This is a genomic window from Chryseobacterium contaminans, from assembly GCF_001684955.1.
Lineage (GTDB): Bacteria > Bacteroidota > Bacteroidia > Flavobacteriales > Weeksellaceae > Chryseobacterium > Chryseobacterium contaminans.
Window position 1 is genome coordinate 1 of sequence record NZ_MAYF01000353.1, and the last position, 16082, is coordinate 16082.

General features: G+C 35.6%; 15 protein-coding genes and 3 tRNA genes. 4 read left to right on the forward strand and 14 right to left on the reverse strand.

The window, feature by feature from the left end:
* From BBH99_RS20415 to BBH99_RS20450, 8 genes are all read right to left on the reverse strand, one after another.
* The coding region (locus BBH99_RS20415) for an FAD-binding protein (RefSeq protein WP_131799233.1) at positions 1 to 214 on the reverse strand (214 nt) is incomplete at its 3' end.
* A 139-nt stretch (positions 215 to 353) separates the two neighbouring features.
* A complete protein-coding gene (gene porN / locus BBH99_RS20420; RefSeq protein ID WP_066700090.1) occupies positions 354 to 1292 on the reverse strand; it encodes a type IX secretion system ring subunit PorN/GldN in 939 nt (312 codons plus the stop codon).
* Positions 1293 to 1312: 20 nt separating this feature from the next.
* Positions 1313 to 2905 (reverse strand): type IX secretion system motor protein PorM/GldM, encoded by a 1593-nt coding sequence (porM, locus tag BBH99_RS20425; RefSeq protein ID WP_066700092.1) that lies wholly within the window; start codon positions 2903 to 2905, stop codon positions 1313 to 1315.
* Positions 2906 to 2958: 53 nt separating this feature from the next.
* A complete protein-coding gene (gene porL, locus BBH99_RS20430) occupies positions 2959 to 3651 on the reverse strand; it encodes a type IX secretion system motor protein PorL/GldL (protein ID WP_066700094.1) in 693 nt (230 codons plus the stop codon).
* A gap of 60 nt (positions 3652 to 3711) precedes the next feature.
* Positions 3712 to 5133, reverse strand: a complete 1422-nt coding sequence (gene porK / locus BBH99_RS20435; protein ID WP_066700098.1) for a T9SS ring complex lipoprotein PorK/GldK — start codon at positions 5131 to 5133, stop codon at positions 3712 to 3714.
* A 108-nt stretch (positions 5134 to 5241) separates the two neighbouring features.
* On the reverse strand, positions 5242 to 7095 hold the full coding sequence (gene glmS / locus BBH99_RS20440; RefSeq protein ID WP_066700100.1) for a glutamine--fructose-6-phosphate transaminase (isomerizing): 1854 nt from the start codon (positions 7093 to 7095) through the stop codon (positions 5242 to 5244).
* Between the two features lie 28 nt (positions 7096 to 7123).
* Positions 7124 to 8761, reverse strand: a complete 1638-nt coding sequence (locus BBH99_RS20445; RefSeq protein ID WP_083188893.1) for a DUF4270 family protein — start codon at positions 8759 to 8761, stop codon at positions 7124 to 7126.
* A 16-nt stretch (positions 8762 to 8777) separates the two neighbouring features.
* Positions 8778 to 9548: a glycogen/starch synthase gene (locus BBH99_RS20450; RefSeq protein ID WP_066700107.1), complete on the reverse strand. Its 771-nt coding sequence runs from the start codon at positions 9546 to 9548 to the stop codon at positions 8778 to 8780.
* Positions 9549 to 9719: 171 nt separating this feature from the next.
* Between BBH99_RS20450 and panC the strand changes: the two genes are divergently transcribed.
* Complete coding sequence (panC, locus tag BBH99_RS20455) at positions 9720 to 10568, forward strand: pantoate--beta-alanine ligase (RefSeq protein WP_066700109.1); 849 nt, start codon at positions 9720 to 9722, stop codon at positions 10566 to 10568.
* Positions 10569 to 10831: 263 nt separating this feature from the next.
* Positions 10832 to 11086, forward strand: a complete 255-nt coding sequence (locus tag BBH99_RS20460; protein ID WP_066700111.1) for a hypothetical protein — start codon at positions 10832 to 10834, stop codon at positions 11084 to 11086.
* 31 nt (positions 11087 to 11117) lie between these two features.
* On the opposite strand, the gene BBH99_RS20465 is transcribed toward BBH99_RS20460, so the two are convergent.
* From BBH99_RS20465 to BBH99_RS20475, 3 genes are all read right to left on the reverse strand, one after another.
* Positions 11118 to 11190 (reverse strand) — tRNA-Lys (locus BBH99_RS20465).
* Positions 11191 to 11235: 45 nt separating this feature from the next.
* Positions 11236 to 11318 (reverse strand) — tRNA-Leu (locus BBH99_RS20470).
* Between the two features lie 35 nt (positions 11319 to 11353).
* A tRNA-Lys gene (locus BBH99_RS20475) sits at positions 11354 to 11426 on the reverse strand.
* A gap of 115 nt (positions 11427 to 11541) precedes the next feature.
* On the opposite strand from BBH99_RS20475, the gene BBH99_RS20480 reads away from it, so the two are divergent.
* Complete coding sequence (locus BBH99_RS20480; RefSeq protein WP_066700113.1) at positions 11542 to 12057, forward strand: shikimate kinase; 516 nt, start codon at positions 11542 to 11544, stop codon at positions 12055 to 12057.
* A gap of 11 nt (positions 12058 to 12068) precedes the next feature.
* Here the strand turns inward: BBH99_RS20480 and BBH99_RS20485 are convergent, their stop codons facing one another.
* Positions 12069 to 12506 (reverse strand): RNA-binding S4 domain-containing protein, encoded by a 438-nt coding sequence (locus BBH99_RS20485; protein WP_066700115.1) that lies wholly within the window; start codon positions 12504 to 12506, stop codon positions 12069 to 12071.
* A gap of 55 nt (positions 12507 to 12561) precedes the next feature.
* Between BBH99_RS20485 and BBH99_RS20490 the strand changes: the two genes are divergently transcribed.
* A complete protein-coding gene (locus BBH99_RS20490) occupies positions 12562 to 13296 on the forward strand; it encodes a hypothetical protein (protein WP_066700116.1) in 735 nt (244 codons plus the stop codon).
* 220 nt (positions 13297 to 13516) lie between these two features.
* On the opposite strand, the gene BBH99_RS20495 is transcribed toward BBH99_RS20490, so the two are convergent.
* The gene (locus BBH99_RS20495) at positions 13517 to 15034 is read right to left on the reverse strand and encodes an FMN-binding glutamate synthase family protein (protein WP_066700117.1); all 1518 of its coding nucleotides are present in this window, start codon (positions 15032 to 15034) and stop codon (positions 13517 to 13519) included.
* Between the two features lie 53 nt (positions 15035 to 15087).
* Positions 15088 to 16082: MiaB/RimO family radical SAM methylthiotransferase (locus BBH99_RS20500; RefSeq protein WP_066700120.1), on the reverse strand; the 995-nt coding region annotated here is incomplete at its 5' end.

Sequence of the window (16082 nt, forward strand, 5' to 3'; positions counted from 1 at the left end):
TCTTGTTCTTTAGAAAATCAATTTGCTCCTGAGCTTTCCAGAAAGTGGTAAACTTTTTAAGCACCACAGGATTAATAATACCCGCAGAAACCTGCGAAGCACTTTTTCTTCCCTCAGAAAAGATCACAAAGGACTTATTATTCTTAATCAGCTGATGAGCTAAAAACAGCCCGGCATATCCATCTCCTACAATAATATAATCGACATTTTTCATATGAGAAATTTCATTTGTTTAAAGGTTATATGTAATCGCCTATATCATTGATTATTGATCGGCAATAAACAAAGGGCGATTTCATAATAAAAAAACCTGAGTAAAAATACTCAGGTTTTGTATAAATATCAAGTGAAATTTAGTAATTCCACATATCATTTTCCATTTCTAGGATCTGCGCCTTGATTCTATCGCTTTCTTCTAACTGATCGTCAGCATCTTTAGGGATATAATCTTTAATTGTGCCGTCTCCTAAACCGCTTGAAGATTTATAGATTACAGATGAGAATCTTCTTGCATTGATGATATCATCAAAAGATAAGTCTGCAGAAGAGTTTTTTCTGTTATAAACATAATTGTTTGCTAAAATATCTCTTGCATTAGGGTAGAAGATCCAGAACAGGTCAATAAGATCATCATTACTTGCAATTGGCTTACCATCTGGTCCTATAACTCCCTGTACTGCTGGGTCTGGTCCCATTGCTGCAATCCCTAGAGGTCTGTATTTCATTTGTCCGTCTCTCTTATCTACAAACCACATTCCCATAATTTTAAGAACTTTTACTTTCTCAGTAGTAGTCTTAAATACATCGGTATATTCTTTTTTCTCTTGTTCAGTTAATTGTCTTCCAGAGTTTAGAATATCGATAGCAGCATCGTTGATTCTAACATTCTCCAATCTTTTCTGGATTCCTTCTGGTGAAAGCTTTACAGTAAAGTTTTCATCATCATATACCTGCTCTATTTTACCACTTAAAGCTGCATCTAACAGTAACTGGTACAGAGATCTTGTAGGTGTAGAAAGAAGACCATCCGGGTTATCATAGTAAAATGGCTGATTGATCTTATCATTCATATCGATGATTTCCCAAACAAACATACTCTTAAGGATGTCTTTGTCTTCCACAAATCCATATTCAAGAGGCTTTACTGTTTTATCAATAATAGTATCACCAACTTTTTGTTTGTTCTCCGCTCTCATCTGTCTAAACTCTTCTGGAGAAGAAGCGTTCAGAATAGTCTGGGAAAATGCAAATCCCGAAACTAATACTAAAAGGGTGCTAATATATTTTTTCATAATAAATTACAATTTTAGTCCTATTGAACATTAATAATTATAGGAGTAATGTTTTTAATCTGTTGACCTTCTAATCCCTGAGCTGTTGCTTTGATATCGAAGATAGACACTACATCTCCTGTTCTCAGATTCTTAATTAATCCTGCTGCTTCACCTAGCGTATTTCCATGGATCAATAGTGCTGCTCTACCAGGTACTCTTACCATAAATTGTGTTACGTTAAACGAAACAGGGAAATCGAAGTCAGGAATAGCAGCCTGTACAGATTGGTTAGGAATAGAAGATGCCGGCATCGACAATACATTCTGTCCTCTCATCTGACCTTGAGGTGGCGGAACATTCTTGATTCTATATTCAAATACCTGAGATACTGTTTTTCCATATGGATCTACACCAGATAATGTCAATTTCACCGTAGTACCTGTTGAAGGTTTTACAATCCATTTACCAGGACCTGTATTTCTTACAGAAGCTCCCGGAGCTGACAATGAAAGTTTAGAGTTGTCTGCACCTAAGATAGATCCTGATACAGGGTTCTCCAATCCTCTATACATTACATTCATCTTATCAGCAGAAAGTAATAATCCTTTTTCAAGTTTTACTTCTCTAGGTCCGGCAATTACATTATAAGTATGCGTCCAAGGGAAAGATTGTGGTTTTCCTGAGGCATCAGTTAATGTAATCGTTCCAGATAATTTATGTTCTCCGATACCAGCTCCTGAAATAGGAATGATACCTTTACCATTTTCCTGTTTACTTACTCCAGAGATACTGATCTTATTGCTATTAGAATAAGTTCCCAGCATTACTTTTACTTCGGCCTGCTTACCAGCCTGAATATCAGTAGGTCCGGCAACAATTGGCTCATAACTTGTAAATTTGATGCTCGCATCTACTTTTTCCTGAAGCATTAACGCTAATGCATCAGATTGTACGTTTCTGGCATCGTTTTGGATAATTTCCAAATTAGATATAGCAGCAATTAATGGCTGATGATAAAATTTATTCTGGAACCAAGTTTTCTCATTCGGAGATTTTCCTTTTGGATATTCTGCAATAAGAGACTTGTTTGCTCTGTCTACTAAATCTTTAAGTTGCTCATTATTACCAAAAGTTTTATTGATGTAATCCCTTACGTCATCAATTTTACGTTTTAGTTCTAATGCATTAGGAGAAGGTGTATTTTCATCTCCTTCTTTAAAGAAATATTCAGTAGTTGCTTCGTTATTGTTAAGTGCAGCAAAGTTCTCACTTACATCAATATCTTTTCCAGTTTTAGGATCTTTATCATGAAACTCTGATTGTTTCTTTAGCAAATCTTTTATATCCTGGGCATGTTTTACTAATACATCAATCTTAGTTTTTAATAATTTGTAGTCTTCCCAAGGTTTTGCATAAGTATCCGGAACCTGCTGAGCCTTAGCTTCCAGCGTTTTTTCAAAGATCTTTTCGTTCTTTCTTTCTGTTAAAGTTCTGGTTTCGTTTAATGCTCTGGTAGAGTCATAATACGACCTGATGATTTCTGCATCAATATTTAGGGCCATCATCGCGATGAACACCAGATACATCAGGTTGATCATCTTCTGACGAGGGGTCTGTTTTCCTTGTGCCATTCTCTTTTCTTTGTTTTTTGATTAAATAGTTTAAGTTCAGAAATGGTTAGGAATTAAGACTTCATAGCAGTTAGCATACCACCATAAACTCTATTTAAGTTATTAAGATTAGATGTTAAACCTTGTAGCTCTTGATTGAATTTTTCAGAATGTTCAACAGATTTCTGCATGTCAGAAACATATTTCGTAGCAAATTCTGCCTGTTTCTTACCGCTTTCCAACTGCATAGCGTATAAAGCATTCATACTTTCCATATGTTGAGCAGCCTTGTTCAACTGATCATTATATTTGTGTGTAGAAGCAGAAACGTCAACAGTTTGATTGATTTGATCTACAGAATTTGAAAATTTATCGATTCCTGTTCTTAATCTTTCGAATAATTGAACATCTAATCTTGCATCTTCAAGCATTTTATCCAATTTGTTAGAAAGGGAGTTTTCCAGTTCAGCAAATTGGTTACCTGTATTTCTAGTGGTTACATTTGAATGTAACGGGTTTGGGTTCGCATGTTTATCAAGTAATTCAGGGTAAACATTTTCCCAAGCATAAGACTCTTCAGTTTTTGGAGGGTCGAAAGCGAAAATAATAAAGATAATCGCTTCTGTAATAAGCCCCACAGTAAGCGCCATATTACCGTTAATTGGTCCCAGAGTAATGTGAGTAATTTTAAGCCAAGCTCCAAGAATTACAATTGCAGCACCGAATGAATAGAAGAAATTCATCCAAGCATCTTTCGTCTTAAACATATTGAGTTAGTTTTTTTAATGTTAAATAAAATTGTATTGAAAAATAATTGTTTTGGTTTATTATCTGTTAATTCTTCTTGGCTTAACAGCTGCTTCAGGAATATCCTGTACAGTTCTAAATCCGATATAGCTTCTTGCAGAATCTTTTCTTTCCCAGTCTCTTGCACCTGTCATTAATGCATATCCTATATCTTTCCAAGATCCACCTCTTACAGATTTTTTAGTATCCTTTTTATCTTTAGTAGAAGGATTTAATGTAGAAGAGAATCCATAAGAAGAGTTGTTATATGCAGATTCTGTCCACTCAGAAACGTTTCCAGCCATATCAAATAACCCAAATCCATTTTTCTTAAATTTCTTAACTGGAGCTGTATATGTATAAGTACCTTTTTTCTCGTCTTCCATGTAGTTACCTCTCTTAGGTTTGAAGTTTGCCAGGTAGCAACCTCTGTCATCCATTAAGTAAGGTCCACCCCAAGGGTAAGTAGCATTTTGCATTCCCCCTCTTGCAGCATATTCCCATTCGATTTCTGTTGGAAGACGGAACTGCAATGGTCTTTGTTTTTTTCTTTTTAAACTTTCGTTATAGTCAGTTTTTAATTTAGATCTAAAGTTACAATAAGCTCTTGCCTGATCCCAGGTAACTCCTACAACAGGATAGTTTTTGTAAGCCTTGTGCCAGAAGTACTGTTCAAATAGTGGCTCATTGTAAGCAAAGTGGAAATCTTTTACCCAAACCGTAGTATCGGGATAAATCGCGATACTTTGGCTTTTCAGGTAATTGGCTCCTCTTTCGTTATCTGCAAGTGCAGCATCCATATCTCCCCAACGGTAAGTATATTTCAGTTTACTCACATCTAAAATTCTTTCGTTTCCAATTCTTGAAGAAGCAGGCAGATACATAGATTCCAGAACTTCTGCGTACTCTACATCCGGATATTTTGCAGTACTCCAGTGTAAAGGAATTTTCCAGTCTAATCTTTTGCTTGCGTCATAGGTACCGTCTTCACGGCCACCCTGACCTTCCATATATTCCTGATAAGGTGTTAAATTTTCTTCTTTTTTAGCAAGGTATGCATAATCTCCTATGCTTGCTCCTCTACGACCGCCTTCGTCACCACCTTCTCCGGCAGCTTCAGCGAGTAGAGTTCTTGCGATAGAATCTCTTACATAGTTGATAAATACCCTGTATTCTGCATTGGTAGTTTCTGCTTCATCCATGAAGAAAGAAGAAACAGTAACTGTCTTCAATGATGCTTTTTCAGGTGTATTTGTTGGATCCTGGTCTGCTAAACCAGCAACAAATGAACCTGCAGGAATTGCAACCATTCCGTATGGTCGTTCCGCAACAAATGATTTCGTTTTTTCTCTTGGTATCAATTCTCCTTTTGTTCCTGGCTTCCCTACAGAAGAGCTGCCACCACCTGAACAAGATACCGATGCTACCGACGCAGACAATAATAAAAGAAATATCCTTTTCATGTTAATTTTTATAATTAAGCCGTAAATATATAATTTTTTTAAGAAACTTTTAAGATTTTTTTTGAAATAACGGAAGAAATCTAAATTTATTTTATTTACAACTAATTTTTATTCCACAGTTACAGATTTTGCCAAATTTCTAGGCTGATCTACGTTCGCTCCTCTGTACACAGCAATGTAATAAGCAAGCAGCTGTAATGGCACTGATGCTACAATTGGAGAGAAACATTCTGAGGTTTCAGGGATTTCAATAACATAATCTGCCATTTCGCTAACCTGGCGGTCACCTTTATTAACAACAGCTATAACTTTCCCTTTTCTTGCTTTGATTTCCTGTACATTACTTACAATTTTATCATAGTGTCCTTTTTTAGGTGCTATAATAACAATTGGCATATTTTCATCAATCAGAGCAATTGGCCCGTGCTTCATTTCTGCAGCCGGATATCCTTCTGCGTGGATATAAGAAATTTCTTTTAGTTTTAATGCTCCTTCTAAGGCAGCCGGATAATTATATCCTCTTCCTAAATAAAGGAAATTAGTAGCTTTCACAAAATCTTTTGCAATATTTTGAGTCAGCTCATGAGTTGTATTTAATACATCCTCAATTTTCTTAGGAATTGCATCAAGTTCAGCAATTAAGCTCATAAATTCGGCATTTCCTAAATTTCCGTTATGCTTACCTAATTTAAATGCAATTAAAGTAAGAATGGTAAGTTGTGCCGTAAATGCTTTTGTAGAAGCAACCCCGATCTCCGGACCTGCATGGGTATATGAACCCGCATCCGTAATTCTTGCAATAGATGAATCTACTACATTACAAATACCATATATAAATGCCCCTTTTTCTTTTGCAAGTTTTAAAGCGGCCATTGTATCTGCTGTTTCTCCTGACTGGGAAATTGCAATTACAACATCTTTATCTGTGATGATAGGATTTCTGTATCTGAATTCTGATGCATATTCTACTTCTACAGGAATTCTTGCATATTCTTCAATTAGATATTCTCCGATAAGACCTGCATGCCATGAAGTTCCACAAGCAATAATGATAATTCTATTAGCATTTTTGAACTTCTCAACATGATCCCAGATTCCTGCCATTTTGATAATTCCTTCCTCTACAAGAAGTCTTCCTCTCATAGTATCATGAATAGATTTAGGCTGTTCAAAAATTTCTTTCAGCATGAAATGCTCATATCCACCCTTTTCAATTTGCTCTAAGCTTAATTTAAGTTCCTGAATTTCAGGTTCAATTTTAGAGTTTTCGTTGATAGTTCTGATATCTACACCTTTTTCCAAAGAAATGGTAGCCATATGCCCTTCCTCAAGATAAATGGCTTCTTTTGTAAATTCCACGAAAGGAGAGGCATCAGAAGCAATGAAATATTCTTTATCACCAAGTCCAATTGCTAATGGAGACCCCAATCTTCCTACAACCAATACTCCCGGATAATCTTCGTGAAGTACTGTTATAGCATATGCTCCATATACTTCATTTAAAGCATATCTCACTGCTGTAGGGAAATCAATCTCAGGATTAAGATCCATAAAATACTGAACAAGGTTTACCAATACTTCAGTATCTGTTTCTGATTTGAAAGTAAATCCCTTTTCAGTAAGCATTGTTTTAATAGTATCATAATTCTCAATAATACCATTGTGCACCAGTGCTATTTTTCCATTATTTGACAAATGTGGGTGAGAATTTCTATCACTCGGAACTCCATGGGTAGCCCAACGGGTGTGTCCCATACCAATCTTCGCAGTTCCTTTTAATTGCTTCGAAATATTCACTAAATCCTCTACTTTACCTTTTGTTTTTTCTACTTCAAATTTGTTATTTGAACCTTCTAAAACAATCCCGGCACTATCATACCCTCTGTATTCCAGTCTTCTAAGACCGTTAATTACAATCTCATACGCATCCTGAAAACCTGTATATCCTACTATTCCGCACATATTTATTTTGTCTTGTGTTTATTGTGTTTTATTTATTATTGGCTGTTGAATAAGTAACTACCAATTTAATTCTATTTTGTTCATTACTAGAATCACTTCCTATTAATACAACTCTGTTCATATCAGTAGCTCTGCTAGTATATCTCGCTCCATAAGGATTTCCATTGTTTTGAGGGTTTTTCACAAAAGTCCCCAGATTAAACAGCAAAGGATCATTGGGATCCAAAGTAGGAGTACCGTCTTTACCTTCAACAATATTCTTAATTGTTTTTGTTACTACAATGTCATAATATTCAGGAGTATCATCTTTCTTAGCATAATAGTAATACAACGGGAATCCTGCATTTGTATCTGATGTGAAAGCAAGTTTAGAATAATCCATTTTGCCATCTTTATCATATGGAAGATTAGTAAGCGTAAATTTACGGTTTGCCGCTGTAGATTGAGCATTAACAAATGTATTATTCATGTCTACATATACCCTGATTCTAGCTCCTACAATAGCTGCTTTATTATTCTTAAAATTATCTCTCAGATCATTAATAATATTATCTGGAATTTTTACTCCCATAGAAGGTCCTCCCATTCCCTGAAGGTAAATTCTGGAATCACCATCTTTTGTAAATGTTGGTATCGCATTACCAAGAGCAGAAGTACTTCTGTCATAAGTATACTGTCCTAAATGAAAGTTATTACTTCCCAAATCAAAGTTAATTGTTTCCCGAGATCGGGTTACTGTACCATTTACCGTTTTATCAGATTTATAGTACATAATAAGCTGCATATCATTAGGTGAAAACTGGAAAAGATAACCGTCATTCTCTTCTACTGAAAGTTTGATTCCGTTGAAATATCTTGTAAAGTTTGCCGCATCCTGAAGCACCGGTTTTCCTTTTTGATCAAGAATTTTCTGCTGGAAGAAAGTTTTATCCAGATTTATTCTAAAACCTAACTTAGCTTCAAATACGGGAGTATTATCTGATTTTTTATTAATAACAACACTGCTTACATTTCCGTCAAAAACGCCAGATCCAAGTAAAGCACCCGTAGTTACACCACTGGCAGTAGAACGGGTAAATTCTGTTTTACCAGCATCTAAGAATGAAGTTACTTCATTCACATTAATTTTCATGGACTTAAAAGCATCGCCATCTTTACCATATTTAAAGATTGGATATGTTTTCTTTTCAATGGATACTGTTGCTTTGTCATTTCCAACAGGAAAATCATCCTTGTCATAAGCACCAGGCGCTACTACCTTATCAGCCATATAATAGGTATCATCTGCTGTATTTGCTGGTGTTCTTATTACCATTACAACAGAGTCTACCACAGGATTATCTCCAAAATCAAAGCTAGCCGGCATTCTTAATTGAGTAATATAAGATGCTTTCTGCATTCCGAACTGACCTTCTTTAAAAGCTCCCAGAACACCCACAGTAGAACCTCCTGTAGCAAGCAATCCTAATGCATCACTTCTGATAGAATCATTATTATTGATATTATACGCTATAATTGGCAATGCAAGTTCATGTGCATTTGCAGCATCTTTATCAAAGAGCTGCTGTCCAAGAGAATCCGGGTCTGGTTCACAGTTATAAAGAAGTGCACTTCCGAAAACCGCCATTAAAAGCATGGCGAAAGTCCTTTTAAGAGTATGAGTCATTAAAAATGTGTTTTTTTTAATAAAGTTGATTTATAGAATCTACGTCAAGATACTCCGACTTTTGAGTCGCTGTTTCATTGAAAGCCTTATCAAGATCTTCATCAAGGAATTCATCTCCCTTTACAACAGTATCTACATAGTTCATACTTTCGATAACAAAACTTTTGATCGTTGGGTTATCTAACGCTTTTAATCCTGAAATATTATCAAACTTAAGCTTTTCAGCAATCTTTTTATCAAGATCAGCTTCTTTCTCATTGTATAAGGAAAGAACGATTTTTGCATCCTTGAAATAAGTATCTGATTCGTAGTAAGTCTTAAGATAAATTGGAACAAATGAAGACATCCATCCATTTAGGTGGATAACATCCGGTACCCAGTTCAGCTTCTTGATGGTTTCAATTACTCCTCTTGCAAAGAAAATAGCTCTTTCGTCATTATCATCGAAAGGGTTTCCTTCGTCGTCGAAATAATATTGTTTTCTTTTGAAGTATTCTTCATTGTCTATAAAGTAAACCTGCAGTCTTTCCCCCGGAAGAGACGCTACTTTAATGATAAGTGGCTGATCCAGATCATTGATGATAATATTCATCCCTGAAAGACGGATCACCTCATGAAGTTGGAATTTCCTCTCACTTATTTGTCCAAATCTTGGCATAAAAACTCTTACATCATTGCCTTCATTGTGCATCTTAAGCGCCATTTTGTTTACCACAGCGGCCATATTTGTATCTTCCTGGTATGGAAACATCTCTGTAGTAATGTACAGTATTTTTTGATTCGGCATAAACTTTCTATCTAATTTTTGTAAAAATGCTTTAATGTGCAAAATTACAAAAAAACATCCAACATTATTTTAATTAACATTTTTTTACGAAAATTCCCTCTGGCAAATTGGTAAAAACACATTTTATTATATGATATTTTTAGTATTTTTGAATAAGTATTAAAATAAACTATGGAAGTTATAAAAAACAGGAAGACCCTTCAGGATTTCATTGAAAGACAGAAGGAAATGGGAAAAAGAATTGGCTTTGCCCCTACGATGGGAGCTCTGCACAAGGGACATCTTTCCCTGTATGAAGAAGCAAAAAAGGAGAATGACCTTGTTATTTCTTCAATTTTTGTAAATCCAACCCAATTTAACAATTCTGAAGATCTTGAAAAATACCCGAGAAATATTGACAGGGATATTCTGATTTTGGAAAAGTCCGGATTGGTAGACGCTGTTTACATTCCTGAAGTCAGTGATATTTATCCAGAAAAAACAGAAAGCCAGCATTATGATTTTGATGGATTGGAAAATGAAATGGAAGGAAAATCCAGGCCAGGGCACTTTGATGGTGTAGGAACCGTTGTAGAGGAATTATTCAGACAGGTTCAGCCTGACAATGCCTATTTTGGAGAAAAAGACTTCCAACAACTGGCTATTATCAGGAAAATGGTTGATAAAAAACATCTTCCAGTTAAAATAAAAGGAGTTCCTATTTACAGGGCAGATAACGGTTTGGCATTAAGTTCAAGAAATCAAAGACTTCATGAAGATAGAAAAGAAGCTTCTAAAGTTATCTATGAAACCTTAAAAAAAGTAAACGATTGGTTCAGAACAGTTAGTATTCCTGAAATCAAAGAGAGAGTAACCGATATTTTTGACAATCAGCAAGGAATGCAACTGGAATATTTCTTAATTGCAGACGAAAACACGTTACAGGAAACTGATTTCTTCTATAAAGACAGAAAATTCAGAGCCTTCATTGTTGTGGTTGTAGATGGAGTTAGACTAATTGACAATATGCATCTGGACTAATAAATACTTCGCAAAGGCTATTGCTTAATATAACACAGCTCTGATCATATAATGGTCAGAGTTTCTCATTTAAACTACCGCCCAAACATATTTCCTCCTCCTGACCTCATATATACCAAGAGAGTATCAACAACATAATAAAGAAATACTAAAAACAAAGGCATTATAATCACGATGAGAGTATAATAAAAATTTTTGCAATTCTCGAATATTTATTCACTTCTACCCAATCCTGTTGTTCTTTATTTTCCGAATAGTAATTAATGAAAAACACAAGAGCTGCTATACCAAAAATATTTAAAGGAAAAGCTATTACTGCCAATACAGATGATAACATCAACCATGTCTTTGCAGGTTTGTCAGACAATACCTCTCTTGATTACCTAATATTTTCAAGCCAATTATTTTTTGTGGATATATTTCAAATATACAAACAGATTTCAAAATTGGATAGATTATATATAAAATCAAAGGCCTCCGGAAGGAAGCCTTTGAAACACCAAATCACAAAATATTAATATGAAAAAAATTTACTTTTCAGTAAACTTGTGACCCGGCTGGGATTCGAACCCAGGACCCATACATTAAAAGTGTATTGCTCTACCAGCTGAGCTACCGAGTCGGCCACAATTAAGAATATATTCTTAATTATAATTTTTCTTTGCAGTGCCTGCGACTGGACTCGAACCAGCACATCCTTAGGAAACCACCCCCTCAAGATGGCGTGTCTACCAATTTCACCACGCAGGCAATAAAATCACAAAATATGTAATATTTATTGCTAGTGACCCGGCTGGGATTCGAACCCAGGACCCATACATTAAAAGTGTATTGCTCTACCAGCTGAGCTACCGAGTCGGCCACTTTACTAACAAATTTTCATTTAAGTAATGTCCTTTGTTTTAAGTGGTGCAAAGATATGACTTTTTTCTTTATCTCAAAACTTTTTCGCAAATTTGTTTAAAAAAAATTCATGATAATTTCACTAATTGGTTACATGGGAAGTGGCAAATCCCACATTTCCAAAATATTAAGCGATAAAATAAACTTCAAACTTATTGATCTTGACAAAGAGATTTCCAGGAGAAATAAATTAACGATTCCTGAGATTTTTGAAAAAAAGGGAGAAATTTACTTTAGAAAACTGGAAAGGGAGGCACTTGAAGAAATACTGGCTTCAGAGGAAAATGTGATCCTAAGCCTTGGAGGCGGAACTCCAGTTTATTATAACAATATGGAAATTATCAATCATAATTCCAGAAGCGTCTTTTTAAGAACCTCTGTAGGAACACTGGCTGAAAGACTTTCCAAACAAAAAGAAAAAAGGCCGTTAATTGCCAATATTTCTGATGAAGACCTGCCGGAATTTATTGCCAAGCATTTATTTGAAAGAAATCAGTTTTACAGTAAAGCTCAGTTTACTGTAGGGACTGATGGCAGAGAACCTGAAAACATTGTTAAAGAAATAATAGAAAAGCTCTATCTCTAGAGCTTTTTATTTTAACCTTCTTCTTCGCTTTCATCATCTGTTTCTCCGAAGAAATCATCCCAATCGGTAAAGTCAGCATCAATATCGTTGCCTACATAGTCATCCATATCTCTTCTGTCTTTCTTCGTAGGTCTTCCCTCTCCTTTGTTTCGGTAATAATCCTGGGTCATTTTACGAAGTTTCAGAAGCTCATATTGTTCCTTATCGGTTACATCCTGTATATGGAGTGGGACTAATTTGGCTCCAATCCTGCTTTTAGGAATCTGCAAAACCTTTATTTTATAATCAATCTGATTCTTGCGGATTTTAATTATATCACCTTCCTTTACCTCCTTAGATGATTTTATGGCAGACGTTCCCATAGAAACTCTATTCTTTTTAATCTCCTCAGCTGCAATACTTCTCGTCTTATAAAAACGAATGCTCCATAAAAATTTATCTATTCTCATATTTTTTTATACTTTTGCCGTTATATTATTTGTAAAGTAATTAAAGTTTTTTGAAATGAAAAAAATATTTTTATATATCCTTGCCGGATCTTTGTGTTTTTCCGCATGTAAAAAAGATGATGAAGTACCTACATATCAGGAACCGGAAGACATCAATGTTCAAAACAGCTATGATGATCAGGCCATTACGAAGTTCATGAATGAAAATTATCTGGATGCTCAGGGAAATATAAAAGCTTTCAGCGCTACAGATACTTCTGATGATAATGAAAAGAAATTATCTCAATTGGATTTTAAAACCCTTCCTTCAGGAACAATTTATATTATGAGGGACGGAGCACAGCCTGCTTCAGGGGAAGCACAGGAAATTAAAGATAGTAGTGTTATCAGAATAATGGGAAGAGCTTATGCTTACCAGGCTATTGATAATAACGGAACTGTTTTATTTTCTGCTCAGACTCCATTTTTAAATACTATAGACGGAGGAAATACAATTCCAGCGGTTGATCCTATGTTCTTTTATGTAAAGAAAAAAACTCGTACTGACTTAGGTAAAGAAAGTAGTTATTTTGAAATTGCAGGATTCAAGGAAGCATTAAAAAAGTTTGGAGCTTTTAACCTTCCAAATGAAGCTCCTTACAACTTGCAAGGAGTAATTATTGTTCCATCAAGAGCCGCTTTTGGAAGAAATGCACACTATCCTTATCAAAGCATATCTTACAGAAACAAATCATTCGTTTTCAATTTCCAGATATATGGAAGCAGAGACAGACTTTCGAATGAAGAATAATAAAAACAAACCGTCTATAAAAGGCGGTTTTTTATTTACTTATTTTCTTCTATAAAGCAACAAAATTAAGACCCCTTATTCTTTCTTTACGCGAGATCTATCGGAAAGTGATATTAGTTCTTAATGAGTATAAAATATTAGACATAAAAAAAACAGATTAGAATATCTAATCTGTTTTTTTGTTTATTAAAATGCCTTTAAAGCTGATTATTCTCAATTATTAAGATCTCGCTTTTTGCTTTACATTCCCTAAAATATCAGGGAAATAAAGATCTGCAAGGTGATCAAATTCATCTCCTCTCATGAACATGGTAGCATCTACTTCTTCATAAGAACTTCTTCCTGCTGCTGCAATCAATTCATTACAAGTATGAAGGGTATTTTTATGGAAATGATATACTCTTTCACTTTTATCCGTAACATCTAATCCCTTAATCAACATTTTATCCTGGGTAGCAACTCCCGTAGGACAGTTGTTTGAATTACATCTTAAAGCCTGGATACATCCCAGCGAGAACATAAATCCTCTAGCGTTGTTACACATATCTGCCCCCATGGCAATGGCTCTTAAAATATCTAAACTTGTAAGGACTTTTCCACTGGCAATGACTCTCAGTTTGTTTCTTACGTTATAATTATTAAGGGTTCTGTTGACAAAGATCAGGGCTGGTTCCAAAGGCATCCCTACTCCATCCGAAAATTCTGGTGGTGCTGCACCTGTTCCTCCTTCTGCTCCATCAATTGTTATAAAGTCAGGGTAGATTTTCAATACATTCATCTGTACACAGATATCTTCAAATTCTTTCGTATCTCCAATACAAAGCTTGAATCCAACTGGTTTTCCTCCTGAAAGTTCTCTTAATTCCTGTACGAACCTCAACAATCCGGCTGCATCAGAGAATGCCGTATGCGATGGTGGTGAAATAACCGTCATTCCAGGTGTTACGTGACGGATGGCTGCAATTTCAGGTGTATTTTTTACCCCAGGAAGTACTCCTCCGTGTCCTGGTTTTGCTCCCTGTGATAATTTGATCTCAATCATTTTCACATTTGGAAGCGTTGAATATTTTGTAAACAGTTCAGGATTAAATTTTCCTTCTTCATCACGGCACCCAAAATATCCTGTACCGATCTGCCAGCATAGGTCTCCGCCTTCAAGGTGATAAGGTGAAATTCCTCCTTCTCCTGTATTATGGAAGAAATTTCCTTTTTTAGCACCTCTGTTCAGGGAAATCTGAGCCCTGTCACTTAATGCTCCAAAACTCATTGCTGAAATATTAAATAATGAGGCATGATAAGGTTGTGTACACTGTTCTCCTCCTACCCACACTCTTGGAAGTTCTTCTGATGGGGATTTTGCATAAATCGAATGCTTGATACCCTCATATTTTCTGTGATTTACTTCCAACTGTGTTCCAAAGGCTACAGTATCACTTAAATTTTTAGCTCTTCTGTATACTGCTGAACGCTGATTTCTTGGAAACGGTTTCCCATCTGTCTCCCTTTCGATGAAATATTGCTGCATTTCGGGTGAAATACTTTCAAAAAAGTACCTAAAGTAGCCCAGTACAGGGAAGTTCCTCAGAATAGCATGTTTCGATTGGTAAGCATTGTAAACACCCAATGCATAAATAGCGGATAGCAGCGTCGGTATCCAGTAATGCGCTTTTATCAGCAGCGCTACAATCCAGGTAGCAGCTACTAATACAATTCCCCAAGATAAAAACTTATCTCTCATGAATGTAGTATTTAAAGTTTAAAAATAAATTTAGTAGAAATTTTGCAAAGAGCCTATGCTTTTGCTAAAAAACTTTCGTAGGAAGATTGCACAGAAACCGTGCCATCTGACAGGATTTTTTCTAAATTTAGAAATTCGATTTGATTTACGGATGCAGGATCAAAGTCTTTCTGAACCCTCACATAGTTTTCTGTGAAGCCAAACATTTTCCCGTCTTTATTTTCATGCTCCCAGAGTACAGGAAGCGTTTTTCCCAATTGTGTCTGATAAAATGCCATTTTTTTCTTTTCGGAAAGAATTCTCAGCATTTTATTACGTTTTTTTCTTTCTGCTATCGGAACTACTCCTTCCATTGCTGCAGCTTCGGTATTTTCTCTTTCAGAATAAGTAAATACATGAAGATAAGTGATAGGAAGTTCATTCAGGAAGTTATAGGTTTCCAGGAACTTCTCTTCTGTTTCTCCAGGGAATCCTACAATAACGTCTACACCAATAGCAGCGTCAGGCATTACCTCACGGATTTTATTTACCCTGTCATTGTATAATTTGGTCAGATAACGACGTTTCATTTTTTTCAATAAATCATCGCATCCGGATTGTAACGGAATATGGAAATGCGGAACAAAGCTTCTGCTTTTAGAAACCAGTTCTATACTTTCGTCTTTTAAAAGGTTAGGTTCAATGGAAGAAATACGGATTCTTTCAATTCCTTCTACTTTATCCAGTTCCGAAATAAGATCGAGGAAAGTATGCTCATGTCTCTTATTCCCGAACTCACCTTTACCATAATCACCGATATTTACTCCGGTAAGAACAATTTCTTTGATGTCTTTTGCTGCAATTTCTGAAGCATTTTTAAGAACATTTTCGATGGTATCTGAACGAGAGATTCCTCTTGCCAATGGAATGGTACAGTAAGTACATTTGTAATCACATCCATCCTGAACTTTCAGGAATGCTCTTGTTCTGTCACCGATAGAATAACTTCCGATAAAGAAATCTGTTTCTTCAATTTCACAGATCGGACGAGCCCCCGTACGAACTCCAG

Bases quoted from the DNA above. Each gene is read 5' to 3' on its own strand.
- porN (WP_066700090.1), bottom strand. From the start codon at position 1,292: ATGAAAAAATATATTAGCACCCTTTTAGTATTAGTTTCGGGATTTGCA.
- porM (WP_066700092.1), bottom strand. From the start codon at position 2,905: ATGGCACAAGGAAAACAGACCCCTCGTCAGAAGATGATCAACCTGATG.
- porL (WP_066700094.1), bottom strand. From the start codon at position 3,651: ATGTTTAAGACGAAAGATGCTTGGATGAATTTCTTCTATTCATTCGGT.
- porK (WP_066700098.1), bottom strand. From the start codon at position 5,133: ATGAAAAGGATATTTCTTTTATTATTGTCTGCGTCGGTAGCATCGGTA.
- glmS (WP_066700100.1), bottom strand. From the start codon at position 7,095: ATGTGCGGAATAGTAGGATATACAGGTTTTCAGGATGCGTATGAGATT.
- BBH99_RS20445 (WP_083188893.1), bottom strand. From the start codon at position 8,761: ATGACTCATACTCTTAAAAGGACTTTCGCCATGCTTTTAATGGCGGTT.
- BBH99_RS20450 (WP_066700107.1), bottom strand. From the start codon at position 9,548: ATGCCGAATCAAAAAATACTGTACATTACTACAGAGATGTTTCCATAC.
- panC (WP_066700109.1), top strand. From the start codon at position 9,720: ATGGAAGTTATAAAAAACAGGAAGACCCTTCAGGATTTCATTGAAAGA.
- BBH99_RS20460 (WP_066700111.1), top strand. From the start codon at position 10,832: ATGAAAAACACAAGAGCTGCTATACCAAAAATATTTAAAGGAAAAGCT.
- BBH99_RS20480 (WP_066700113.1), top strand. From the start codon at position 11,542: ATGATAATTTCACTAATTGGTTACATGGGAAGTGGCAAATCCCACATT.
- BBH99_RS20485 (WP_066700115.1), bottom strand. From the start codon at position 12,506: ATGAGAATAGATAAATTTTTATGGAGCATTCGTTTTTATAAGACGAGA.
- BBH99_RS20490 (WP_066700116.1), top strand. From the start codon at position 12,562: ATGAAAAAAATATTTTTATATATCCTTGCCGGATCTTTGTGTTTTTCC.
- BBH99_RS20495 (WP_066700117.1), bottom strand. From the start codon at position 15,034: ATGAGAGATAAGTTTTTATCTTGGGGAATTGTATTAGTAGCTGCTACC.